22 protein-coding genes are annotated in these 22406 nt (G+C 49.8%); 11 read left to right on the top strand and 11 right to left on the bottom strand.

Annotated features, from left to right (window positions below; all coding sequences use genetic code 11):
• Window positions 1–2457, bottom strand: coding sequence for an ATP-dependent helicase HrpB (hrpB, locus tag D515_RS07260; RefSeq protein ID WP_002537450.1), 2457 nt, complete (start codon window positions 2455–2457; stop codon window positions 1–3).
• Window positions 2458–2470: 13 nt separating this feature from the next.
• Between hrpB and thpR the strand changes: the two genes are divergently transcribed.
• The 8 genes from thpR (at window position 2471) to panC (ending at window position 9015) form a co-directional block, all read left to right on the top strand.
• Complete coding sequence (thpR, locus tag D515_RS24985; protein WP_002537449.1) at window positions 2471–3058, top strand: RNA 2',3'-cyclic phosphodiesterase; 588 nt, start codon at window positions 2471–2473, stop codon at window positions 3056–3058.
• A gap of 30 nt (window positions 3059–3088) precedes the next feature.
• A complete protein-coding gene (gene sfsA, locus D515_RS07250; RefSeq protein WP_002537447.1) occupies window positions 3089–3799 on the top strand; it encodes a DNA/RNA nuclease SfsA in 711 nt (236 codons plus the stop codon).
• Between the two features lie 131 nt (window positions 3800–3930).
• A complete protein-coding gene (dksA, locus tag D515_RS07245; protein ID WP_002537446.1) occupies window positions 3931–4380 on the top strand; it encodes an RNA polymerase-binding protein DksA in 450 nt (149 codons plus the stop codon).
• A 74-nt stretch (window positions 4381–4454) separates the two neighbouring features.
• Window positions 4455–5327, top strand: a complete 873-nt coding sequence (gene gluQRS / locus D515_RS07240; protein ID WP_039849734.1) for a tRNA glutamyl-Q(34) synthetase GluQRS — start codon at window positions 4455–4457, stop codon at window positions 5325–5327.
• Window positions 5328–5395: 68 nt separating this feature from the next.
• A complete protein-coding gene (gene pcnB, locus D515_RS07235) occupies window positions 5396–6799 on the top strand; it encodes a polynucleotide adenylyltransferase PcnB (protein WP_083939849.1) in 1404 nt (467 codons plus the stop codon).
• Window positions 6796–7278 carry a 2-amino-4-hydroxy-6-hydroxymethyldihydropteridine diphosphokinase gene (folK, locus tag D515_RS07230; RefSeq protein WP_002537441.1) on the top strand — a complete coding sequence of 161 codons (483 nt, stop codon included), beginning with the start codon at window positions 6796–6798 and terminating at the stop codon, window positions 7276–7278. Before pcnB ends, folK begins: the two co-directional genes overlap by 4 nt.
• A 50-nt stretch (window positions 7279–7328) precedes the next feature.
• Window positions 7329–8123, top strand: a complete 795-nt coding sequence (panB, locus tag D515_RS07225; RefSeq protein ID WP_002537440.1) for a 3-methyl-2-oxobutanoate hydroxymethyltransferase — start codon at window positions 7329–7331, stop codon at window positions 8121–8123.
• A gap of 13 nt (window positions 8124–8136) precedes the next feature.
• Window positions 8137–9015 (top strand): pantoate--beta-alanine ligase, encoded by an 879-nt coding sequence (gene panC / locus D515_RS07220; protein WP_002537439.1) that lies wholly within the window; start codon window positions 8137–8139, stop codon window positions 9013–9015.
• Between the two features lie 62 nt (window positions 9016–9077).
• Here panC and D515_RS07215 read toward each other — a convergent pair whose 3' ends face one another.
• Genes D515_RS07215 through D515_RS07205 form a run of 3 tightly spaced genes read right to left on the bottom strand, consistent with a single transcriptional unit; the run spans window position 9078 to window position 12438 of the window.
• On the bottom strand, window positions 9078–9848 hold the full coding sequence (locus tag D515_RS07215) for an ABC transporter permease (protein WP_002537437.1): 771 nt from the start codon (window positions 9846–9848) through the stop codon (window positions 9078–9080).
• The gene (locus D515_RS07210) at window positions 9845–10768 is read right to left on the bottom strand and encodes an ABC transporter ATP-binding protein (protein WP_002537436.1); all 924 of its coding nucleotides are present in this window, start codon (window positions 10766–10768) and stop codon (window positions 9845–9847) included. The genes D515_RS07215 and D515_RS07210 overlap by 4 nt, the downstream gene beginning before the upstream one ends.
• A 17-nt stretch (window positions 10769–10785) precedes the next feature.
• Window positions 10786–12438 carry a SulP family inorganic anion transporter gene (locus D515_RS07205; protein WP_002537434.1) on the bottom strand — a complete coding sequence of 551 codons (1653 nt, stop codon included), beginning with the start codon at window positions 12436–12438 and terminating at the stop codon, window positions 10786–10788.
• 339 nt (window positions 12439–12777) lie between these two features.
• On the opposite strand from D515_RS07205, the gene can reads away from it, so the two are divergent.
• Window positions 12778–13425 (top strand): carbonate dehydratase, encoded by a 648-nt coding sequence (can, locus tag D515_RS07200; protein WP_002537433.1) that lies wholly within the window; start codon window positions 12778–12780, stop codon window positions 13423–13425.
• A 64-nt stretch (window positions 13426–13489) separates the two neighbouring features.
• Here can and hpt read toward each other — a convergent pair whose 3' ends face one another.
• On the bottom strand, window positions 13490–14023 hold the full coding sequence (hpt, locus tag D515_RS07195; RefSeq protein WP_002537431.1) for a hypoxanthine phosphoribosyltransferase: 534 nt from the start codon (window positions 14021–14023) through the stop codon (window positions 13490–13492).
• 246 nt (window positions 14024–14269) lie between these two features.
• Here hpt and D515_RS07190 point away from each other — a divergent pair, with 246 nt between their 5' ends.
• Window positions 14270–14875 (top strand): TetR/AcrR family transcriptional regulator, encoded by a 606-nt coding sequence (locus D515_RS07190; protein ID WP_039849733.1) that lies wholly within the window; start codon window positions 14270–14272, stop codon window positions 14873–14875.
• 69 nt (window positions 14876–14944) lie between these two features.
• On the opposite strand, the gene D515_RS07185 is transcribed toward D515_RS07190, so the two are convergent.
• The 6 genes from D515_RS07185 to D515_RS07160 form a co-directional block, all read right to left on the bottom strand.
• The gene (locus D515_RS07185) at window positions 14945–15973 is read right to left on the bottom strand and encodes an ABC transporter ATP-binding protein (RefSeq protein WP_002537427.1); all 1029 of its coding nucleotides are present in this window, start codon (window positions 15971–15973) and stop codon (window positions 14945–14947) included.
• Window positions 15970–17601, bottom strand: coding sequence for an ABC transporter permease (locus tag D515_RS07180; RefSeq protein ID WP_002537425.1), 1632 nt, complete (start codon window positions 17599–17601; stop codon window positions 15970–15972). The genes D515_RS07185 and D515_RS07180 overlap by 4 nt, the downstream gene beginning before the upstream one ends.
• 59 nt (window positions 17602–17660) lie before the next feature.
• A complete protein-coding gene (locus D515_RS07175) occupies window positions 17661–18677 on the bottom strand; it encodes a Fe(3+) ABC transporter substrate-binding protein (RefSeq protein ID WP_002537424.1) in 1017 nt (338 codons plus the stop codon).
• 162 nt (window positions 18678–18839) lie between these two features.
• Window positions 18840–20069 (bottom strand): ammonium transporter, encoded by a 1230-nt coding sequence (locus D515_RS07170; protein WP_002537422.1) that lies wholly within the window; start codon window positions 20067–20069, stop codon window positions 18840–18842.
• Window positions 20070–20090: 21 nt separating this feature from the next.
• Window positions 20091–20429 carry a P-II family nitrogen regulator gene (gene glnK, locus D515_RS07165; RefSeq protein WP_002537421.1) on the bottom strand — a complete coding sequence of 113 codons (339 nt, stop codon included), beginning with the start codon at window positions 20427–20429 and terminating at the stop codon, window positions 20091–20093.
• A gap of 281 nt (window positions 20430–20710) precedes the next feature.
• Window positions 20711–21088 (bottom strand): YacL family protein, encoded by a 378-nt coding sequence (locus D515_RS07160; protein ID WP_002537419.1) that lies wholly within the window; start codon window positions 21086–21088, stop codon window positions 20711–20713.
• 159 nt (window positions 21089–21247) lie between these two features.
• Here D515_RS07160 and D515_RS07155 point away from each other — a divergent pair, with 159 nt between their 5' ends.
• Complete coding sequence (locus tag D515_RS07155) at window positions 21248–22378, top strand: sugar diacid recognition domain-containing protein (RefSeq protein WP_002537418.1); 1131 nt, start codon at window positions 21248–21250, stop codon at window positions 22376–22378.
• Window positions 22379–22406: the final 28 nt, after the last annotated feature.

The following is a 22406-nucleotide window of genomic DNA, read 5'->3' as shown; positions in this document are numbered from 1 at the left end:
TCAGGCTTCCGGTTTAAAGTGTTTTTTAGTTAATCGTGTCGGCTGATGATTTGCTGGATCATCTGGCCACACATGTTTCGGGTAGCGCCCTTTCATTTCTTTCTGCACTTCGCGGTAAGCGCCTTGCCAGAACCCTGCCAAGTCTTGCGTAATTTGCAGCGGCCTTTGTGCCGGACTCAATAGCTCAACCACTAAAGTCACTTTGCCATCGGCGATAGTCGGTGATGTCGCCTGACCATACATCTCTTGCATTCTGACCGCCAAGACCGGTTTTTGTCCCTGTTGGTAGCGAATAGCGTATCGCGAGCCTGTTGGTACTTCGTAAGTTTCTGGCAGCAGTTGGTTAAGCTGTTTGGTGATATCCCAGCCAAACCAAGCTTCCAGTGCACTGAAGAAGTCGATTTTCTTCAAATCCTTCAAGCTACGAACACCGTTCATAAAGGGTGCCAGCCAATCGTCGAGTGATCCCAACAGCGCAGATTCATCAAGCGGAGGCAGCGAAATCGCTAATTCCCAGCTTTGCGCAAACCGCGCCCGGTTTAAAAGGCTTACCGCTTTGTCTGACATCGGTAATGATGTTTCGCCTTTTCGCTTAATCGCCTGAATCAGCGCGCGGGTCAGCATGTCATCACTTAATCGTGCTATTGCTTTTTTAGTGACAACGATGTCACCGCAGCAAAGGTGTTCCTCGGCAACCAACGCGCCTTTCTTTTCGTCCCAGTCTACCCATTCGCGTTCAGAAAACAGTGAAGGCAAACGGGTTTGCAACGTTGAGAAATCCGTACGCACGGCGGTAAAAATGCGGCTATCACCCTGCGCCACACTCATTAAGTCCACCGCAATTAACGCTTCTTCCCTTGAGAATGGATGATCGGCATCGACTTGCGCCCCATGCCCATTACTTAATAAGAAGCGACCATTGTTGCCGCGGGATTTGGCAATCCTATCCGGCCACGCCGCGGCAGCAAGGATGGGCAACCAGTCACCGGATAAATCCTCAGACAGTGTGCACTTCATTCTTGCAGCCAATTGTCCGGCACGCTGGCGGCAGGTCGGCTTTTTCATTGCCATCATCAATTGAAGGCGTAAATCAGGGTCGGCTTTGCCTCGCGGTGGCTCTTCTGCCCATGCTGCCAGCCAGCAGGCTGTGGAAGTGGCTTCCTCTCCAAACACCTTTGCCGCTATAAGCATTGCACCAAGACGGGCATCTGTTCCCAACTCAGTCACCTGCTTGCCTTTTTGTGTCAGCGCTTTGTGTTCATCGAGAATATCCAGCTGTCGCAATAGGGTAACGGCTTGCTGCCAATGTTGGGTCGGCGGAAGGTCAAGCCATTGCAAATCTTCCGGCGCACAGCCCCACTGCACGATTTCCAGCACCAGTTGCATCAAGTCACTGGTAACGATTTCTGGATCTGGAACTGCCCGCATCCGCTGGAACGAGTCTTCACTGTAAAGACGAAGACAAAGGCCTGCTGATAAGCGACCTGCCCGCCCCATCCGTTGAATCGCAGACGAGCGCGCAATCTGCACCGTTTCGAGCTTGGTGATGCCAGTTTTGCGGTTAAAGCGCGCCACGCGTTCAAGCCCGGAGTCCACCACCAAGCGAATGCCTTCAATCGTCAAACTGGTTTCAGCAATGTTGGTTGCAAGTACCACCTTACGTTGGCCTTTCGATGCTGGTGCGATCGCCGCCTGTTGTTCTTTGGCATTCATCTGACCAAACAGCGGGCAAACCATCACACCATGGGGCACTTTCGTTTCCAAGACTTCGGCGACACGGGTGATTTCCCCTGCGCCTGGCAAGAACACCAGCGCTGAGCCCTCTTCTTCCTGCATCAATTTCGCAACGGCAGACGCCACTAAACCCTCATAGCCGTATTGTTTGGCGATCGGCTGATAACGCACTTCAACCGGAAAGCTTCGCCCTTCGGAAGTCAGTACTCTCGCTTGAGGTAGCAGGGTCGTTAGCGCTGCATCGTCCAGTGTCGCTGACATAACCAATAAGGTTAAATCATCACGAAGCGCGCCCTGTACATCCAAAGAGAGCGCCAGCGCAAGATCCGCATGAAGGTTGCGCTCATGGAATTCATCGAAGATAACCAAACTGACACCGTCGAGTTCTGGGTCAGATTGGATCATTCTTGTCAGTACGCCTTCAGTGACGATCTCAAGGCGGGTTTTGTCACTGACACGGGTTTCTCCACGCACACGTAAACCTATCGTCTCACCCACTTTCTCACCGCGCTGGGAAGCCAGAAAGCGGGCAATGTTTCTTGCCGCTAGACGACGGGGTTCCAGCAGGATGATTTTTCCTTCGAAGACATTTTTCTCCAGCAGCGCCTGCGGCAATCTTGTCGATTTACCTGCCCCCGGCGGCGCTTTAAGAATCACTTGCGAAGATTGGGTCAGTGCGGAGATCACGTCTTCTAAGACGCTGTCGATAGGGAGCTGTGACAATGGAAAGGCCTTTATGTCAGAATTACGCGAACAGTATACCCAAATCACGCAAGGATGCAGGACGTTGAGCAAGGAAACGCGAAGACTCTTCTTCGCTTTGGATTTAAGCGACACGCACAACGCCAACAGCCGCAGCACCATTGTTGCGCTCAAGCAAACGCTAGCCGAGCGCGGTCGGCCCGTTCCCGATGAGAACCTCCATATTACCCTGGCGTTTCTCGGCGAAGTCGACAGTCCTGCCTATCGCTCGCTGTGTGAGGTTGCAGATAAAATATCGCTTCCAGCCATCTCTACCCAAACCACAGAAACCGGCGAATTCCCCAAACAGGGCATCCTCTGGCTCGGGATTGAGGAGAATGCCACGTTAAGCGCATTGTCCAGCCAGCTGCAGGAGGCTGCCGCCAAGATCTTAGGTCGCTCTGCAGAACATAATTTCGTGCCGCACATCACCTTAGCGCGCCGAGCCAGACCGACAGAAAACCGACGTTCGCTCCGAACGCCGCTCACTTTTTATCACTTCGGCATTTATGCATCAGTACCGGCTGAAAATGGGCACGGCGTACATTATCAATGCCTGAATCGTTGGACATTAACCCGTTGATGTTCGTCGGTATATTTATCAAGGACAACCATGAAATTTGACCCTCCATTACAACCGGCCACCTTAATCCGTCGCTATAAACGTTTTCTTGCCGACGTGACATTGACGGATGGTTCTGAAGTCACCATGCACTGTGCGAACACAGGTGCCATGACAGGTTGCGCCACACCGGGGGATACCGTGTGGTATTCCACTTCTGACAACCCCAAGCGCAAATATGCCAACAGCTGGGAGCTGACAGAAACTCAACACGGGCACCTTATTTGCATCAATACTGCACAGGCTAATCGTCTGGTGGTGGAAGCGATCAAAGAGGATGTGGTGGCGGAATTGCAGGGTTATGAAACCCTTCGTACCGAAGTACCGTATGGTGAAGAGAAGAGCCGCATCGACATCCTGCTTCAATCACCGGACAAAGAAGACTGCTATATAGAGGTGAAAAGTGTCACGTTATTGGAAGAAGATGGACAAGGCTTCTTCCCGGATACTGTCACCACTCGGGGTCAGAAACACTTACGGGAATTGGGCGTGCTCGCCCAACAAGGAAAACGCGCGGTGCTGTTTTTTGCCGTGCTTCATTCTGGAATTGAGAAGGTGTCAGCGGCAAAACACATAGATGCGGTCTATAATCAGCTACTTATAGACGCTCAAGCACTTGGTGTGGAAATTCTGTGTTACCAAACGACACTTTCATCAGTCCATATGAGCATAAATAAACGGGTCCCGTTCTCCCAGAATTGAGAAAAAATGTAGACATCTTCACACTGGGATGACAAGAGGCAAAAACAAAGATTGCCTCGTTATAGGGTTTCTGATATAGATACCGCCCTCTTTTGACCGAGCAGGTCAGGGTGTATTTAGGAGAACGCTTAATGCCAGAGAGCAAAGTTAAAAAATCGCTGGGCATCCTGGCTACGGCCGGGTTAGAACCTTACCAAGAGAAGGCTGGCGAGGAGTACATGAATGATCAACAAGTTGATCATTTCCGTAAAATCCTCCAAGCGTGGCGTAATCAGCTTAGGGAAGAAGTTGACCGTACTGTACATCACATGCAAGACGAAGCGGCTAATTTCCCTGATCCTGTTGACCGTGCGGCACAGGAAGAAGAGTTCAGCCTGGAATTGCGTAACCGCGACCGCGAACGCAAGCTGATCAAGAAGATCGACAAAACCCTTCAGCGTCTGGAAGACGATGATTTCGGTTTCTGTGATTCTTGTGGTGTTGAAATCGGTGTACGTCGCCTTGAAGCCCGTCCTACTGCGGATCTATGTATTGACTGCAAAACCCTTGCAGAAATCAAAGAAAAGCAAATGGCAGGCTAAGCCTACCGCTTTACCGAGATTCATGGCAAAAAGGGAGCTAAGGCTCCCTTTTTCCTTTTTCAGAGAAACAGAAAATGCAATACGTCGGGCGATTCGCCCCTTCGCCATCAGGCCCCCTACACTTTGGGTCCTTAGTGGCAGCGCTGGGAAGCTACCTTCAGGCCAAAGCCCATCAAGGTAACTGGTTGGTTCGTATCGAAGATATCGATCCGCCACGGGAAGTCGCCGGGGCGGCTGATGCCATTCTCAAAACACTGGACGCCTACGGCCTTCATTGGGATGACGGCATCCTTTACCAGCATGACCGCTACGATGCCTATCAAGCGCAGATCGAGCACTGGCTAAGAAATGGTGAAGCCTACTTCTGTCAATGCACCCGACGCCAGATAAAAGACGCCGGTGGCATTTACCCTGGCACTTGCCGACAAAGGACACTGGGCGCTGATGGTTCTGCTGTTCGTGTCTGCATTGATAGCCCGGTGACAGAGTTTGTTGATATCAAACATGGTGTGATGCCACTCGACCCTGCGATGGCAGCGGAAGACTTCATTATTAAGCGCCGTGACGGGCTTTATGCCTACAACCTGGCGGTGGTAATGGACGATATTCATCAAGGTGTCACAGAGGTCGTTCGTGGCGCGGATCTTATTGAGCCGACGGGAAGACAGGTTTCTCTTTATCAAAAACTGGGCGCACCTCAGGTGAGTTATTTACACTTGCCACTTGCACTCAACGCCGACGGTAATAAGCTTTCTAAGCAAAACCATGCACCGGCCATCGACAATACCCATCCTGGTCCCGCCCTTGAAGCTGCATTGGCATTTTTAGGGCACCCTGTTCCTGCTGAATTACAGGGGGCACCGGTGGAAGAATTGCTCCTTTGGGGCGAGAAAAACTGGCAGATAAGCAAGCTGCCAAATGAGACGGAAGTGATTACAGCTTTCTAAAATACGGAGCGGTGATATATCATATGCCGTCGTTTTTATGGCCCGACCTGTCAGATACGAGGTGAGTTATCTTTAATCGAGTTACCAGCTTTTGCCGTAAGGTATTGAATCGCGATAATAAAACACGCGCGATTGATGACCTGAAGCTAGAAGTTATTCCACGCCAAGAGCACGGTATATCAAGAAAAGATATCAGCGAAAATGCGCTGAAGGTGCTCTATCGCCTGAATAAAGCAGGCTTTGAAGCATACCTCGTTGGTGGTGGTGTGCGTGATTTGCTGCTGAATAAACAGCCAAAAGATTTCGATATCGCGACCAACGCGACGCCGGAAGAAGTGCGTAAGCTGTTCAGAAACTGCCGCCTGGTTGGCCGCCGTTTCCGTCTGGCACATATTCTCTTCGGTCGTGACGTGATTGAAGTGGCGACCTTCCGTGGTCACCACGGCGCTGATAAAGGTGATAAGTCTGCCAGCCAGTCGAATGACGGCATGCTGCTGCGTGACAACGTTTACGGCACCATCGATGAAGATGCAGAGCGCCGTGACTTCACCGTCAATGCCCTTTACTACAACATTGATGACTTCTCGGTACGCGATTATGCAGGTGGTGTTGAAGACCTGAAAAACCGCGTGATCCGCCTGATTGGCGATCCGGAAACCCGTTACCGTGAAGACCCGGTTCGTATGCTGCGTGCAGTGCGCTTTGCCGCGAAGCTCGACATGCAAATTAACGAAGCGACAGCCGCACCAATTCCTGCGCTGGCTCACCTGCTTCGTGATATTCCTGCCGCCCGTCTGTTTGAAGAAAGCCTCAAGCTTTTGCAATCCGGCAACGGCTTGGATACCTATCGCCTGCTGCGTGACTACAATCTCTTTTCGCCACTGTTCCCGATCCTTGATGAGCATTTCACCGAAGATCGCAGCAGTAAATGCGAGAAGATGTTGGAGCTGGTACTGAAATCTACCGACGATCGCGTCGCCAATGACCAGCGCATCAACCCAGCCTTTATGTATGCCGCTATGCTGTGGTACCCGCTGGAAACCCGCGCAGAAGAAATCGCCTTCGAAAGTGGCCTGAGCTACTACGACGCCTTTATGGTCGCGGCCAATGACATTCTGGATGAGCAGGTGAAGAGCATCGCGATCCCGCGCCGCTTCACTGCAATGATTCGCGATATCTGGCAATTGCAGCTTCGCTTGAGCCGCCGCTCAGGTAACCGCGCTTACAAACTGCTGGAACAAAACAAGTTCCGCGCTGCGTTCGATTTCCTTGAAATGCGTGGCAAAATTGAAGGCGGACAACTGGAAGAGCTCGCCACCTGGTGGGATGACTTCCAAAGAGCGAACCGTGACGATCGCCATGACATGGTGCAGGTGCTGAACAAGGCCAGTGCAGCGAAAAAGACCCGACGTCGCCGCAAAACCAAGCCTCGCAGCCGAAAGCCTAAACCGAAGTCGAATACAGAATCATGATCCGCGCTTACATTGCTATAGGCAGTAACTTAGGTAATCCGGTAGAAAAAGCCCAACATGCGATTGAGGCACTGAAACATCTACCAGGTACCCGCTTTGTCTGTACATCTTCGCTCTATAGCAGTAAGCCGATGGGTCCCGCCGACCAGCCCGATTATGTGAATGCGGTTGCAGCCATTGACACCGAGCTTCAACCGTTAGATCTTCTTGATCATACACAGCGCATTGAGCTGGAGTTTGGCCGCGAGCGTAAAGAAGAACGCTGGGGACCACGAACTCTGGACTTGGATATCCTGCTGTATGGGGATCTCCAGCTGGAAAGTGAACGGTTAACCGTTCCACACTACGGGATGAAAGTGCGTGAATTCGTGCTTTACCCTCTCGCCGAAATAGCCCCTGACTTGCAGCTGCCTGATGGCAGTGCTGTCGCAGAGCTGGTCGCCGTCACGGATAAAAACGGCCTGACTGCCCTCGCGTAAGCACACTCGCCTAGGCACCGAAACAAAACAAGCAGGGTTTGGGAGACAAGATGAAAAAAATTACGATTAGTACCTTAATGGCATGGAAGCAGGAAGGACGTAAATTTGCTTCGGCAACTGCTTATGACGCCAGTTTTGCCCAATTATTTGAAGAGCAGGAAATGCCTGTGTTGCTGGTTGGCGACTCACTAGGCATGGTTTTGCAAGGAAAGAGTGACACCCTTTCAGTCACGATTGACGAAATCGCTTATCACACGCGCAGTGTGCGTGCAGGTAGCCCAAATAGCCTTCTGATGGCCGACATGCCATTTATGTCATTTGCCACGCCAGAAGAAGCCTGCAAGAACGCAGCAGTTCTAATGCAAGCCGGCGCCAACATGGTGAAAGTGGAAGGCGGCGCTTGGCTGGCTGATACCATCACCATGCTGACCCAACGCGCTGTGCCTGTATGTGCGCACCTTGGCCTGACCCCTCAATCCATTAATATCTTCGGTGGCTTTAAAATTCAGGGCCGCGAAGAGGAAAAAGCAGAGCAAATGGTTCAGGACGCACTGGCGCTCGAAAAAGCCGGTGCTCAGGTTATCTTGCTGGAATGTGTGCCAAAAGCGCTGGCAGCGCGCATCACTGACGCTGTCCGTGTACCTGTCATTGGTATCGGTGCAGGTAATGCGACGGATGGCCAGATTCTGGTGATGCACGACATGTTCGGCATCTCTGCTAACTACATCCCACGTTTTTCCAAAAACTACCTGAAAGAAACGGGCGACATGCGTCTGGCTGTGTCCCGTTACATTGAAGAAGTGGCAAGCGGCGAGTTCCCTGGCCCAGAGCAGACGTTTAACTGAGGAATGCCGATAAATGCAAGTAATCGCTGAGATTGCCCCACTCCGTGAACAGGTTCAGCAATGGCGCCGTGAAGGCCAGCGCATTGCGTTTGTCCCTACCATGGGTCACCTGCACGACGGTCACCTCACTCTGGTTCGCAGAGCCCGTGAGAATGCCGATGTAGTGGTTGTTAGCATCTTCGTTAACCCAATGCAGTTTGATAAAGCAGATGATTTGGCGGCGTATCCTCGCACGCTCGATGAAGACATTGCCAAACTGAACACTGAAGGGGTTGAGGTGGTATTCACCCCGACCGCCGACATCATGTACCCCAATGGCATGGACAATCACGCATTTGTGGATGTTCCGGGCCTTTCCGGTGTGCTTGAAGGCGCATCCCGTCCAGGCCACTTTAAAGGCGTAGCAACCGTTGTTTCCAAGCTGTTCAATATGGTTCAGCCGGATGTGGCTTGCTTTGGTGAGAAAGACTTCCAGCAACTTGCCGTGATTAAAAAGATGGTGGACGATCTTTGCCTGCCTATCGAAATCATTCCTGTTGCGACCGTGCGTGAAATGGATGGGCTTGCCATGAGCAGCCGTAATACCCGTTTGACCGTCGATGAGCGTCAACGTGCACCAGTGCTGGCAAAAACTCTGCGTTGGATCAGTAGCCAAATGCGTGGTGGCCGTAACGACTACAGCGAACTGGTGCTGGACGGTAACGACCAGCTGCGCGCAGCGGGTCTAGAGCCAGACGAGATTTTCATCCGTGATGCCAACACCCTGCAACCTATCAGCGAGCACACTTCTAAAGCCGTAATTCTGGCAGCTGCTTTCCTGAGCCAAGTGAGACTTATCGACAACCTTACTGTTGATTTGACCCCACAGGTCGCTGACGACAGCGAAGAGTAATACGCTCGCACTCAGATAGTAAAAAACCGCCGGAAGGCGGTTTTTTTATGCTCATAGTGCTCTTAGCTTCGAAGGCCGATACCACGACTAATGAGATACCACGCTAACGTGTACAGTCCGACAACAAACAAACTTAATACCGCAAATGACGTCACGATATTCACATCAGACACACCAAGAAAGCCGTAACGGAAAGCATTCACCATGTAGACGATAGGGTTCAGCTTCGACACGCCCTGCCAGAATTCAGGAAGCAGGGAGAGCGAATAAAACACGCCACCCAGATAGGTCAGCGGTGTCAGTACAAAGGTCGGGATGATACTGATGTCATCAAAGCTTTTTGCAAATACTGCATTGATCAATCCACCCAGTGAAAAGACCACCGATGTCAGGAATACCGTGGCCACAATCACGCCGAGATGGGCAATTTTAAGGTCGACAAAAAACAGCGACACCATGGAGACCATCACCCCAACCGCCAAGCCTCTTGCCACACCGCCGCCGACATAACCGGCGATCATGATGTAGTTCGGTACAGGCGCAACCATTAGTTCTTCAATGTTCCGGTGCATTTTGGCACTAAAAAAGGAAGAGGCCACGTTGGAGTAAGAGTTGGTGATCACCGACATCATAATAAGACCCGGTACGATGTAAGCCATGTAACTGAAGCCGCCCATTTCACCAATCCGGCTGCCAATCAGGTTACCGAAGATGATGAAATACAAGGTCATGGTAATGGCAGGCGGAACCAACGTTTGCACCCAGATACGGGTAAAGCGGGTCACTTCCTTGATGATGAGGCTTTTAAAAGCCACCCAGTAAAGTTTATTCATGCTTTGGCCTCCGCATTTTCGCGCACCAGCGTCACGAACAACTCTTCCAATCGGTTAGCTTTATTTCTCATCGAAAGCACCTGGATACCTTGCGCGGTCAACTGTTCGAAGACCGTGTTCAGGCCTGTGTGTTTATGCACATCAACTTCCAGTGTGTGGTCATCGACTTGCACCCACTGAACGCCTTCCAAGCTTTTTACTGAGCTGTCCGGCGCGAGATCCAGAACAAAGGTTTCCACATCCAGTTTCTTTAAAAGCGCTTTCATCGAGGTGTCTTCAATCAGCTCACCACGGTTAATGATGCCGATATTACGACACAGCATTTCCGCTTCTTCGAGATAATGGGTGGTCAGGATGATAGTGATGCCCTGCTTGTTGATTTCCTGCAGGAAAGTCCACATCGAGCGGCGCAGTTCAATATCTACACCCGCTGTAGGCTCATCCAGAATAAGCAGTTTTGGCTCGTGCATCAGGGCGCGCGCAATCATCAGACGGCGCTTCATACCACCAGAAAGATTACGGGCTGATTCGTTGCGCTTCTCCCAAAGGTCGAGCTGGGTGAGGTATTTTTTAGCGCGGCGCTTGGCTTCTTCACGCTCTACGCCGTAGTACCCAGCCTGATTAACAACGATTTGTTCCACTTTCTCGAACTGATTGAAGTTAAACTCCTGAGGCACCAGTCCAATTTGTTTTTTTGCTTCGACCAGTTGAGTGTCGATGTCGTAACCGAAAATCTTCACCTTGCCAGACGTTTTGTTTACCAGTGAGCTGACGATCCCAATCGTCGTGGATTTTCCAGCACCGTTAGGACCAAGAAGGGCGTAAAAATCGCCCTCCTCAACCGATAAAGACACCCCTTTAAGCGCTTTGACATCTGTGCCATATACCTTGACCAGATTGTCGATTTCAATTGCTTTCATAAGTGTTATTTATTCTTTTATGGCATGACTTCCGTTAGCCGCTTGGCAGCATTGAGCGCATCGTAACGGGAGTCGAACATGTGCGTGTCAGCGACCCAGTCGCCAACATGAAGGCGTTTCAGCTGTTCTGTGGTCTGCTCATGAGGACTGAGCAAGAACACAGTACAATTCGCTTCGCGGGCATCGGCAATGGCGTTTTCCAGCGCGAGACCCACTGTCATGTCAATCAGAGGCACATCACTCAAATCCAGGATCATGACGCGATAGTCGCCGATACTGGTGTGTTGTCGGGAGATGGCTTTGGACACGCTGAAGATCATTGGGCCGGAGAGATAGAAAAACAACACCTTTCCATCAGAATTATCTAATAAATCTCGCTCTTCGTCTGTCAGAGGAACATCATCCTCATCCGCATCACTGATGGCTTTCACCTGCTTCGCCTGCTCTCGGCTGAGCCTTTCAATCACGATCACGTTGGAAATGAAAACACCCAAGCCAACAGCAACAATCAAATCGACAAAAACAGTCAGCGCCATGACGCCATACATAATAGCCGTTTGGTGCTTACTCACTTTGTGGGCGCGCTGCAGGAAACTCCAGTCAAGAATGTTAATACCCACATAGAGTGCGATACCGGCCAACACAGCCATTGGAATCGGCTCTGTCAGGAAGCCTGCGACCAACACCACTGCTGCAAGAATAAGGGCACGAACAATCCCTGCCAGCGGTGAGCGGGCGCCAACCTGAACGTTCACCACGGTACCCATGGTGGCACCGGCTCCTGGCAGTGCTCCGAACATACCCGAGATAATGTTCGCAATGCCCTGACCACGGAGCTCTTTGTCTGAGTTGTGCTCTTCCCGGGTCAATGAGTCAGCAATCACTGCCGTCAGCAACGTATCGATACAACCCAAAGTACCCAGCACCAGCGCATCAATCACCATAGTGGTGAGCTGTTCTGGAGTAAAAGTCGGGAACACAATTGACGGCAAACCTGTCGGTATTTCACCGATACGGCGAATGCTCTCGATATCAAAGAAAATGACAGATAACAGAGTTACCAATACCAGCGCAACGAGCTGGGCAGGAATGTACTTACGGTATTTTTTCGGAAAGTAAAACAGAATGCCCAAAGTCAGAAGGCCGAGGAAGAGCTCTTTGAAACTGAGATTCGAGACGGTTTCTGGCAATGCCTGAATCGTTCCCAGCACGCCGCCAGGAGGCGCTGCCTGTCCCATCAATGGGCTAATTTGCAGCAGTATCAGTATCACACCAATGCCGGACATAAAGCCGGATACCACGCTATATGGCATTAAGGTGACGTACTTACCCAGTTTCAACGTACCCAGTAAGACCTGAAAAGCACCTGCCATCATAACGACAGTAAAGGCCATTGCCATGCCCGTTTCTGGATATCTCGCCATCATAGAGGTGAGGACAGCCGTCATGATGACTGTCATCGGGCCGGTCGGTTCAGAAATCAGTGTGGAGGAGCCGCCAAACAGCGCAGCAAACAAACCAACGAGAATAGCGCCCCAAAGACCTGCTTCAGCACCAGCGCCGGAGGCGACACCAAATGCAAGCGCGAGGGGAAGAGAAATGATGGCAGTAGTGACACCGCCGAAAATGTCGCCTTTCAGGCTCCAGTGTTTGAATCGGTCTAATTTCACAACTTGCTCCCTTTTAATACTTCCTTTTCGGCAAGCTACCCAATTACCCAAGTAGGTAATCAGCTCTCCTATCCGTGCTCTCCAACAAATCAAAGACGCAACTTTTCCCAAACCATCCGCGGTTCTTTGCGGCTGGTGTACACATTTTGTTCCCAAATGGTTAGCGGGGAGGAGATAAAGCGCGCCCTAGTATACCGATCAATTACGGTAACAGGGATCTGTTATATCAACCATACTGCTGGTAGGAGGAGCTAAAATGTTGAGTAGAAAGTGTTAAATTGTATCTAAATATGATCTTTTGTGGTGTATAGTTGCTCGCAGAATTTTTTAGGGGGCGCCATGGCTCAAATTAAGCAGCTTCTTTCGAATAATGTGAAATGGTCCAAAACCATCAAAGAAGACAATCCGGCTTACTTTGCGGAATTAGCAAAATCCCAGCACCCTGAATACCTATGGATAGGTTGTGCTGACAGTCGCGTACCGGCGGAGCGTCTGACAGGTCTGGACTCGGGTGAGCTATTCGTTCACCGAAACGTGGCCAATCAAGTTGTCCACACTGACCTTAACTGCCTTTCTGTGGTTCAGTATGCTGTTGACGTGCTTCAGGTAAAACACATCATCATCTGTGGACATTACCGTTGTGGTGGTGTGCACGCCGCGATTGAAAACCCCGAGCTCGGCCTTATCAACAACTGGCTTCTTCACATCCGCGACCTCTACCGAAAGCACAAACGCTACCTAAGCGGCCTCACATTAGAAGAGCAGGGTAATAAACTCTGTGAAATCAATGTTGCCGAGCAGGTCTACAACCTTGGCAATTCCACCATACTGCGTGCCGCCTGGGAGCGCGGGCAGGACGTAAAAATTCATGGTTGGTTCTATGACATCAGTGATGGTGTACTGAAGGATTTGGGAATGACAGCGAATAGCGTTGCGACATTGGAAGCAGGCTATGAGTCAGCCATGTCAGAGCTCATTCCTGAATAACCTCTGAAATACTCAGACACAAAAAAGCGACCAGATGGTCGCTTTTTTCATGGCTGTTAGGTGATTAGCCTTCCAGTGGCACCACTTTACCGATGTACGGCAGGTGACGATATTTCTGAGCATAGTCGATGCCCACACCCACAACGAATTCGTCAGGGATTTTGAAGCCATACCAATCTACATGTACATCGACTTCACGACGCTCTGGTTTGTCGAGCAGCGTACAGATGCGGATAGATTTAGGCTCACGAATAGACAGGATTTCGCATACTTTGCTCAGGGTGTTACCGGTGTCGATAATATCTTCCACCAGCAACACATCTTTCCCTTTGATGTCGTCATCCAGATCTTTCAGGATACGCACATCACGGGTACTTTCCATCGCATTGCCGTAGCTTGATGCTGTCATGAAGTCGACTGAATGAGGCAGCTCAATGGCACGCGCCAGATCCGCCATGAATACAAAAGAACCACGCAACAGGCCAACCATGACCAGGTCCTGAGAATCTTTATAGTGCTCAGTGATTTCAGCACCCAACGCCTTCACACGCTGTTGGACTTCTTGCTCTGAAATCATCACTTCTACGGTATGTTTCATTTTAACCCTCGACGGCTATCCGCCAGACTACCTGTGTAAATGAGGTCGGACATTCTACCACTGCCGCTTGCTCAAGCCTACTCTCGATGCACGTCAAAATTTCGACGCTCCATAGCGTCAAGCCGTTGTTAAGCAACTTGTTGCTGTTGTACACTTCGCAAGCAGTTGTTATTTAGCGTGTTACATCAATATAAAGTTTGTCCGATATAGGCAGACTAAATTCGTTATAAGTTGGCAGGAACCAGGATGACTACATCAAGTGGACGTACAAGGACCCGTTTGTCGCCTGAGCAGAGGAAGGAACAACTGCTCGGCTATGCGCTGGAAGTATTTTCCAAGCGTGGCATCGGGCGTGCAGGGCATGCAGATATCGCAGATATGGCACAAGTCTCTGTGGCAACCGTATTTAATTACTTCCCGACCCGGGAAGATCTCGTCGAAGCCGTACTCAAAGAAGCAGAAAAAGAGTTTCAACAGATTATTGCCCGCCACCTTCACTTGGGTAAAAAACACGTTCGTAATTCATTGTCGTTCGTGACTTCCGCGGTGATCGACGCGGCGCTGGCAGACAAAGAATGGCTGAAAGTCTGGTATGAGTGGAGCACATCTATTCGTGAAGACATCTGGCCAAATTTTGTGGAAGGCAAAAACGTGGTTTTGGAGCAATACACCGCCCTATTCAATCACGGTATTCAAGAAGGTGTGATCCCAGAGCGCCGCTCAGCCATTGAGCTGGCCCGACTCTTTGATGGCGTATGCTACATTCTTTATCTTCAAACTAACCAGCAACCGGATAAAGAAGCATTGATTCGTCAGGCGGATGGTTACATTGACATGCTTTGCGGCCACTAAGTCCCGCAAGCAACCAAGAAAAAACCGGCTTACGCCGGTTTTTTTGTATTCTATGTCAACTCACTCAAATTAGGAGGCTTCGAACAGCACCGGTGGGTGTGGTCTGATATCGAGTCTAACCTTGTCACCCATATCCAAAAGTTGGTTAGAGTAAACCATTAAGCTTTGTCCATTCACATCCACGAGATAGCGGCAACTGTCACCCATAAACTGCACATCACTTACGACACCATTGCCAGAATCATCTGGGGTAATCGAGAGGTTTTGTGGGCGGATAAGCCATTCCAAATCGCTGCCATTGGCGGCTTGCTCTACTGGCCACTCTCCCAATGGCGTATACATTTTACTGTCGCCATTCACAGATACCGGCACATATGAGCCGTGTCCAAGAAAATCTGCCACAAAACGGCTGCTTGGGCTGTAGTAAAGATCGGTCGCACCACCGTATTGCTCAATCACACCTTTATTCATCACCGCCAATTTATCGGCGAAAGCAAAGGCTTCTTCTCGACTGTGGGTGACGAAAATGGCCGTCACACCCTGCTCTTTGAAAATCTTTCGGATTTCTTTGATTAGACTGTGGCGCACTTGCGTGTCGATATTGGAAAAAGGTTCATCCAGTAACAGAAGATCTGGCTTACCAGCCAACGCTCGGGCAATCGCAACACGCTGTTGTTGACCGCCGGAAAGTTGATGCGGATAACGGCTTTCGAGACCATCCAGTTTTACCAGCGCCAGCATTTCTTGGACACGTGCGTTGGTGGCCAATTTGTCCCAACCTTTCAGACCGAACGACACATTCTCTGCCACCGTTAGGTGTGGGAACAGGGCATAGTCCTGAAAAATCATGCCGATATTGCGCTGCTCAGGCGGCACATTCAGCGAGGGGCCTACAATCTGACGGCAATTAATCATCATCTCGCCACTGTCTAAAGGCAGCAAGCCAGCGATGGCTTTCAGCAGAGTCGTTTTACCGCAGCCGCTTGCCCCGAGTAGGCAGACAATTTCGCCTTTTTCAACGCGGAACGTGAGATCATTCAGCACTGCCTGGCCGTTATAACGACAAATCAGATTGCTTACAGTCAGTGCACAACTCATGAGTGGCTTTGCTCCAAAGAACGGTTAATCATGATCAAAGGGATAAGTCCAACCAACACCAGTAATACTGCTGGTAACGCTGCATATTCAAGGTGTTCGTCGGAAGCATAGTTAAAGACATAGGTCGCCAGCGTTTCGAAATTGAAAGGGCGAAGCAACAATGCTGCATTAAGCTCTTTCATCGATTCAATAAATACCAGCAGCATGGCAATCAAACAGCCTCGGCGAATAAGAGGTAATTGCACGCGCTGAATCATGCTACGTACATTACAGCCCATGGTGCGCGCAGCCATATCCAGCGACGGTGAAACCTTTGCAAGACTCGATTCAACACTGCCGATTGCAACCGCACTGAAACGTACCACAAATGCCGTCAACATGGCGAACATAGTGCCGGAAAGAAGGAGTCCCGGGCGTCCCCAATCCATGGCTTTAGCAATATCATTGATAATGTGATCAGCACTGGTCAGGAAAATCAGCACACCTATCGCCAACACAGTCCCTGGTACCGCATACCCCATTGAGGCGATACGGATAGGCACATTACTCGCAGCACGGCCGGAAAGACGCTTATAGAAATTCACCAGTAGCGCAATAACCAATGCCACCACGGCAGCAATTGCCGACACATAAAGGCTGTTCACACTGTATTGTGCAAAATCTTCCACCGAACTGCTGGAATGATAATCCCACGCATAGATAAGAAGTTGGCCAAGCGGCGCGATAAACGCGATGGTGAAAAGCCCCCAGCACCATACTGTCGCCAGCACTTTGTATTTGCCTCGAAGCGGTGATTTGGCAATGGTATCCGGCGTAACATTCTGACTGAAAAGCTTTTGCTTGCGGCGGCTATAGCGCTCACTGCTGATCAGCACAAAAATCACCACTAGCATGATGGCAGAGATTTTTGCCGCGGCATTGAGGTTGGAATAACCTAGCCAAGTATCGTATACCGCCGTTGTCAGCGTACTCACGGCGAAATAGGAAACGGTACCAAAATCACCGAGCGCTTCCATGGCAACCAGCGAGGCACCCACTGCAATAGCAGGACGGGCAAGCGGCAGTGATACACGGAAAAAGCTTTGTGTTGGGGTGCAGCCCAGCAGGCGTGCAGATTGGGTCAGCGTCAGGCTTTGTTCCATGAAGGCCGCACGGGCAAGAAGGTAGATATACGGGTACAGCACTAACGCCAAGACAAAACATGCACCTGGCAAGGTGCGTAAATCAGGGAACCAGTATTGCGCGGCTGACGTCCAGCCTGTCACATCCCTTAGAAGGAGTTGAATAGGGCCAGCAAAATCAAACCAATCGGTATAGATATAACCAACAATATAGCCGGGCATTGCAAGGGGAAGTACCAAGGCCCACTGCAACCAACGATCTCCGGGAATGGCATAGTTGGCCATCAACCAGGCTGAGGGAATGCCCATTAAAAGGGAAAGAGAGACAGTGCCTAAGACCAACAACGCGGTATTTAGCGTGTAAGTACCCATCACCGTAGACATCAGGTGACCAAAGACTTCGTCGGATTCACCAAGCGAAGTGTAAAAGATTGCCAAAATAGGCAAAACCAGCAGCAGGGAAAACACCCAACTACTGGCTTTCAAAAATCGATTCTGTTCTAACATTGCCTACAACATTATGGCGTCAGAATGCAGTAAGGGGGAACCAAGTTCCCCCTTCACCATTACAGGTCGAATTTCACTTCATCAAGAAGCTTCATCGCTGTTGCGTAGTTATCCGCAATGGTTTCAAGTGGCAGATCGTCTGCGTTGTATTCACCCCAAGAGGCCACCAGCTCAGAGCTTGCAACGCCCGGCTTAACTGGCTCTTCGTAGTTCACTTCCGCGTACATCTTTTGTGCCGCATCTGACGTCAGGTACTCCATCAGTTTCTGTGCGTTTTCTTTGTTTGGCGAGTATTTCGCCATTGCCATACCGCTGATGTTCACATGTGTGCCGTCAGCTTTTTGGCCAGGGTAGTTCAGGTATACGCTCTCTGCCCATGGGATTTGCTTCTCGTCGGCCAGCATTTTACCCAGGTAGTAGCTGTTACCCAGAGACACGTCACACAGACCTTCAGAGATCGCTTTGACTTGTGCACGGTCGTTACCCTGTGGTTTACGGGCCAGATTCGCTTTCACGCCTTCCAGCCATGCTTTTGCTTCTGCTTCGCCATGGTTAGCGATGATAGAGGCAACCAGGGAAACATTGTACGGATGCTTACCAGAGCGTGTACAGATTTTTCCTTTGAATTCAGGCTTCGCCAGATCCATGTAGTCAAAATCCGCACCCAGTTGACCTACACGGTCACGGGAAGAGTAAACCGCACGAGAACGCGTAGTCAGGGCAAACCAGCGGTCTTCACCATCACGGTATTGTGCAGGTACGTTTTCATCAATGATGTTGCTATCAACAGGTTGAACCAGATCTTTATTTACCAGCTCCATCAGACGAGAGATATCAACGGTCAGCAGAACGTCAGCCGGGCTGTATTCGCCTTCCTGCTCAACTTTCTCAGCCATACCTTTCTTAGCAAACTTCACGTTTACCTTGATACCTGTCTCCTTGGTGAACTGGTCAAGCATTGGCTCAATCAGAAACGGCTGACGGTAAGAGTATACGTTCACTTCCTCTGCAGCTTGCGCTACGCCTGTACCCATAACTCCAAACATCAGTGCTGATGCTGTCAACAGCTTTTTCATATCCTTGATTCCCTAAAGTGCAAATTCAAATGAGAACGTTTATCAATGCGATTAGTATACACACCAAATATGCGTATGCAATACGTTATGTAACCGATAAATAGCAAAAAGCCCCGCATCCAAAGGATGCAGGGCTTGGTAAGCACTTAGAAATGTTACATATTATTTCACGCTAACAAACTCTGGGTAAGCATCTACACCACAGTCGTGGAAGTCCATGCCTTCAAGTTCTTCTTCTTCACCTACACGGATACCCATGGTGGCTTTCAGCACTGCCCAAACCGCCAGGCTTGCACCGAATACCCAAGCAAAGATAACTGCTGCACCGAAGATTTGTGCGCCGAAAGTCGCGTCAGCGTTGCTGAAAGGTACTGCCAGCAGACCAAACAGACCACAAGTACCGTGCACAGAGATTGCACCTACTGGATCGTCAATCTTCAGTTTATCCAGACCAACGATACTGATAACAACCAGTGCACCAGACAGACCACCGATAGTCAGTGCCGCAACTGGAGATGGTGACAGTGGGTCAGCAGTAATCGCTACCAGACCAGCCAACGCGCCGTTCAACACCATTGTCAGGTCAGCTTTACCCCAAGTGGCTTTACACACTGCCAGTGCAACGATGGCACCCGCTGCTGCTGCCGCATTAGTGTTCAGGAAGATTTGACCAACTGCTGTTGCGTTTTCAAAGTCTGAAACCATCAGCTGCGAACCACCGTTGAAGCCGAACCAACCGAACCACAGGATGAAAGTACCCAGGGTTGCCAGTGGCAGGTTTGAACCTGGAATTGGGTAAATTTGACCGTTCTTGCCGTATTTGCCTTTACGTGCACCCAGCAGGAGAACACCCGCCAGTGCCGCTGCAGCACCCGCCATGTGAACGATACCTGAACCTGCGAAGTCGCTGAAACCTGCTTCTGACAGGAAGCCACCGCCCCACGTCCAGTAACCTTCCATTGGGTAGATAAACGCAGTCAGTACAACAGAGAACGCCAGGAAAGCCCAAAGCTTCATACGCTCAGCTACTGCACCAGAAACCACAGACATTGCAGTCGCTACGAAGACAACCTGGAAGAAAAAGTCAGATTCAAGAGAGTGGTCCGCGCCTTCGCTTTGAGTACCAATCAAGGCACCAAACGATGGCAGCCAGCCGCCTTCCGTGTTGTCAACATACATGATGTTGTAACCCACCAGCAGGTAAGTCGTACATGCAATTGCATACAGACAAACGTTCTTAGTGAGAATTTCCGTGGTGTTTTTAGAACGCACCAGACCAGCTTCCAGCATGGCAAAACCTGCCGCCATCCACATTACCAGTGCACCTGAAATTAAAAAGAAAAAGGTATCGAGCGCATAACGCAGCTCTGTCACAGTTGTAGTCAGTTCCATCTTTCTTACTCCCCTAAACCCTTAAATCGCTTCTGCGTCCATCTCGCCAGTACGAATACGTACAGCTTGCTGGAGGTCATAAACAAAAATCTTTCCATCGCCAATCTTGCCGGTCTGTGCCGCCTTGCTGATGGCTTCAATAATTTCGTCAACGTTTTCGCTGTGTGCTGCAATTTCCAGCTTCACTTTAGGCAGAAAATCCACTTGGTACTCCGCACCGCGATACAATTCGGTGTGGCCTTTCTGACGACCAAAACCTTTTACCTCTGACACTGTCATCCCATCTACGCCGACTTCAGCCAGTGCTTCACGCACATCGTCGAGCTTGAAGGGTTTGATAATTGCGTTGATCAATTTCATTACCGTCTCCTTGAACCAGAATTTAATTGTGTTCTGGTCAAGTAATAAACAAATGGCGTGCCAGTTTTTTATTTTATTATTATTCAGACACTTACTGTTAAATTGTAAATTCAATGATTTTTAGTGCACCATATTGGTGCGTATAATTCACCGCAATCAGGCAATACCGGGGAAAGTTGAGGGGTACGCACCAAAAAGTTGCGTCAGGAAAGTTAGACAAGGGAAGGATAAAAGATTGGGCTAACGGTCATCCATTACCGTTATCTATAAATATCAGATAGTTAGCGGCCGTAGCGACGAATAAAATCTTGCCAGGCTTCAAGCACCAAAAGGAGGTCTTCTGGTCCACAAAGCGACACGCTTTCCTCTTCATAGGTATGCAAATCAACATCTGGCATCTCTTCTTCGCTGTCTTCGAGCACGATATTGGCCTGCACCAGGGCTTCTTCCTGTGTCAGTTGCAAGTGGAACACTTTACCTGAGCGTGTCCATTCACCACCTTGTTCCATCACTAGCTTCAGATTTTCCAAAACTTCATCAATGGCATCATGGTCTGTCCCAAGTTCATCAACGAGCCAGCGCCCCAGTGCCTCATGCCCCATTGATAGCTCAGCATGAAAGCTATCGTCTAAAGTATTGCGTCGAAATTCGTAGTCCACGTGTACCCTCCGATCATTGAGAGGCCATTGTTTATATTCTCTAATAAGATGCAACGCGTTTTTTCACTTATGAAGTTCACATATTTCACCAACAATAAGCACGCTACTCATTGCGAAAAGTAATCTATGGGAAATATCAATATCCTTTCATAGCTATCCATGAAGATTACGCCAGACCTAGCCAACGCCATTGTCCAACGCGCGATAAAGATCATAAAAAATGCCCTGAATGTCATGGATGAGCATGGTTACATCATTGCCTCTACCGATCATTCTAGGCTTCATCAACGCCACGAAGGCGCGATTCTGGCACTATCCGAAAAGCGCACTATCGAAATCACTGACGAAATGCAGCACAACATGTGGGGCGTAAAACCCGGTGTTAATCTGCCCATATTTTTTAAGGATCAAGCCATCGGGGTAATTGGGATATCGGGAAGGTTGGAGGATGTCAGACAGTATGGTGAGCTGGTTAGAATGGCCGCCGAAATGACGGTTGAGCATGCACACGAATTGGAATTGTTAAGGTGGAGTGAAACCAGAAAAGAAGAATTTGTTCAGCAGTGGTTACAATACGAAACCAACGAAGATCATTTGCGTTCGATTGCCGCCAAACTTAACGTCAATATGGATACGTCATTCGGCATTGCACTATGCCAGCATCCGATTGACATTGACCAACGCACCATCACCAAACAGCTCTCCCAGATCAATCCACACATTCTCAAGGCCAGCTGCAACAGCATGACTTTGGTCATTCTTGTTCCCCTTCAAGGCAAGAAACAGGAAGCGCTGCACACACATTGGGAGAAAAGTAAGAAGCGCCTGCTAGAAGAGATGAAAAACACTGACAAATATCGCTGGGTATTCAGCACTCCAGCTCATTTCATTGGTGGAGTACGCAGCGCTTTTTCCGGATTATGTTCTTTGCTCAACGGTCTGCCGGAAACTGAGCATTTAGCCAATATGTCTGATTATCCGCTTGCCGCCCTGCTTAATCCGATTTCCGAAACTTGGCAACTTGAACAAGTCGACAATATTCTCCAAACCATTACCGATAAAAATCCGGTTCTGTTGAGCACACTGCAAACGTGGTTCCTCCAGAACAGTGATATAGATAAAGCTGCTTCTTCGCTTTCCATTCACCCTAATACGGTGCGCTATCGCCTGAGGCAGATCGAGGAATGTACCGGTTTTGTACTGACAAACTTTCAGCATAAAGGGCTTCTTTATGCTGCTTTGACTATCAGGCCGACCTCACAATGGATTGTTATATTAAACAAAAAATAACGAAAAACAGCTAAGTAATTTGTATTTA

It is taken from the genome of Grimontia indica, from assembly GCF_000333895.2.
Lineage (GTDB): Bacteria > Pseudomonadota > Gammaproteobacteria > Enterobacterales > Vibrionaceae > Enterovibrio > Enterovibrio indicus.
The sequence above is the reverse complement of the archived record's forward strand: the minus strand, read 5'-3'. Positions and strand labels throughout refer to the sequence as shown.